This is a genomic window from Collinsella aerofaciens, from assembly GCF_015670795.1.
In the GTDB taxonomy this organism is placed as follows: Bacteria; Actinomycetota; Coriobacteriia; order Coriobacteriales; family Coriobacteriaceae; genus Collinsella; species Collinsella aerofaciens_Q.
In genome coordinates, this window is sequence record NZ_JADPCJ010000057.1 from 1 (window position 1) to 2508 (window position 2508).

Sequence of the window (2508 nt, forward strand, 5' to 3'; positions counted from 1 at the left end):
GTTTTGAGAAGTGGGCTCCGCGAACTTCTCAAAACAAGGCAGGCACCCCGGCCCCGCCGGCAAATAGCGGACACTCCGCATGCAATCTATGCAAACAAACAAGTACGCTTAGCTACATTCGGTAAGATCGAGCACGCTGCCCTTCACGATAAGCGCCGGCTCCAGAACGACTTCTTCGGCACGTCTACCGCCCCTACCGGCAAGGCGCTTGGACATGCAGCCAAAAGCATGCTCCGCGAGGATACCAGGATCCTGCTCAATCGCGGTCAGCGCCGGCTCAAAGAGAACGTCGGCGGCCGAGTTGTCGTAACTCACCACCGAGATGTCGCCCGGAATGCTCTTCCCCATCTCGTGTAAGCGCTTGAGCAGACCGAGGGCGATGTTATCCGAGCTTGCGAACACAGCGGTAGCATCAGTTGCGAGCACCGCCTCCGAGGCCTCGTAGGCACTCGGGATGTAGTACTCGCTCTCAAACTCTAAACGCGCGTCGATAGGCAGGCCAACCTCGCGCAGCGCGCGCTCATAGCCGGCAAGTCGCTTACGCCCCGTATTGGAACGGCGCGCGTTAACCAAGCAGGCAATGCGACGGTGGCCCTGCTCGATCAGATAGCGAGTGGCCATGTAGCCACCCATCTCGTGGTCGAACATCACCTTGTCGCACTCGAGCCCCTCAATGGCACGGTCGACCATCACGGCAGGAATAGGCAGATGGCTGACCTCTTCGCGCAGGGCGCGGTCGTCGGAGAACTCGTCGCCCACAACCAGGAAGACGCCATCAACGCCGCGCGTTACCAGCTGGCGCAGCAGCTCCAGATCGTCGTCAGCACTTCCACCCGAGCTGGTAATGAAGAGCGCATAGCCGTCCTCGCGGCAGCGCTTTTCCAGGCTACCGGCGAGCGAGGCAAAAAAGCGGCTCTCGATGTTAGGGACGATAAGGCCCAGCGTGCGCGACTCGCGCATGACCAGACTACGCGCAATCTGATTAGGAACATAGTGGTTGCGCGCCGCAACCTCCTTGATGAGCTTGCGGTTTTCTTCCGAGATGCGACAGGGCCGATTATTGAGAACAAGCGAGACCGACGAGGGGGAAAGCCCCACCTCCTGGGCAATCTGCTTGAGGGTGACTTTGTTGGCCATCTCGCTCCTTCCAGGTTTACGCGCAATCTCTTGAAAGTATAGCGACCGCCCCTCTACCTCGGTGATAAACACTTTACCAATCCGGTAGACGGCTGTTTTATCGCCGCCAGCGCACCAAATCCGTCCGGGTGGGGTATATTGCAATCGATTGATGACAACAACCACCAAAAGGCGGATATTCGTATGCACGAGAACGACTTTTTTAACGAGGACCTGCTGTGCGCGCTTGCTGGCGTTGCCGGCGAGGACAACGTGCTGATGAGCGAGCCCATGCGCGAGCACACCACGTTTAAGATCGGCGGCCCGGCCGACGTCTTTGTCACGCCCGATACCGAGCAGGGCCTCGTCGCCACGCTCGACACCTGTTATCGCTGCGACCTACCGCTCACCATCGTGGGCAACGGCTCCGACCTGCTCGTCGGCGACAAGGGTATCCGCGGCGTTGTCGTGGCGCTGGGCGAAGGTCTCTCCAACATCACCGTCGACGGCACGCACGTCACGGCGGCAGCCGGCGCGCTGCTTTCCGATGTCGCCGCGGCGGCAGCCGAGGCCGGCCTCACCGGCATGGAGCCCATCTCGGGCATCCCCGGATCGGTCGGCGGCGCCTGCTACATGAACGCCGGTGCCTACGGTGCCTGCATGGCCGATGTGCTGGAGTCCGTGCGCGTCTACAAACCCGCTCGCCAGCTCGACGACGGCACCCGCGGCAGCGGCAATATCATTGAGTTCGATGTCGATGAGCTCAACCTGGGCTATCGCAAGAGCCGCATTGCCGACGACGGCTTCATCGTGCTTTCGGCCACCTTCAATCTCGCTCCGGGCAACGCCGCGATGATCAAGGCCGACATGGACGACTACCGCCAGCGCCGCGAGGACAAGCAGCCGCTCGACATGCCGAGTGCCGGCTCCACTTTCAAGCGCCCCGAGGGCTACTTTGCCGGCAAGCTCATCATGGACGCCGGCCTGCGCGGCCATGCTGTCGGCGGCGCACAGGTAAGCGAAAAGCACTGCGGCTTCATCGTCAACGCCGACCACGCCACCGCCGCCGACGTCGACGAACTCATCCGCGACATCCAAGCCAAAGTCAAAGAGCAGTTCGACGTAGACCTAGAACCCGAAGTCCACCGAGTAGGCGAATTCCTCTAAAAGAGAAGGCCCCGAAAGGGGCCTTCACCATATTTATTCAGATAACCCAGTCCGGTGTGTCGCGCCCCGAATCCGAGAGGGCCGGGACAGTCCGAGAGGCATAAGGTTGATCGCGAGTTCCGCACGAGCCGGAGAGCACTTAATGTGCTCTCCGTGCGAGCAGGACTGTAAAAGAGAGGTGGCGCGGTATGGATTTCACAGCAATGTTGGGCTCGATTGGCCTAT

The 2508-nt window shown here is 60.8% G+C and carries 2 protein-coding genes; one reads left to right on the forward strand and one right to left on the reverse strand.

The features are described 5' to 3' along the window. Positions 1 to 108 precede the first annotated feature (108 nt). Positions 109 to 1137 (reverse strand): LacI family DNA-binding transcriptional regulator, encoded by a 1029-nt coding sequence (locus tag I4W09_RS10195; RefSeq protein ID WP_055310491.1) that lies wholly within the window; start codon positions 1135 to 1137, stop codon positions 109 to 111. A 183-nt stretch (positions 1138 to 1320) separates the two neighbouring features. Here I4W09_RS10195 and murB point away from each other — a divergent pair, with 183 nt between their 5' ends. Beyond that, on the forward strand, positions 1321 to 2283 hold the full coding sequence (gene murB / locus I4W09_RS10200) for a UDP-N-acetylmuramate dehydrogenase (protein ID WP_195445466.1): 963 nt from the start codon (positions 1321 to 1323) through the stop codon (positions 2281 to 2283). The last annotated feature ends 225 nt before the right edge of the window (positions 2284 to 2508 follow it).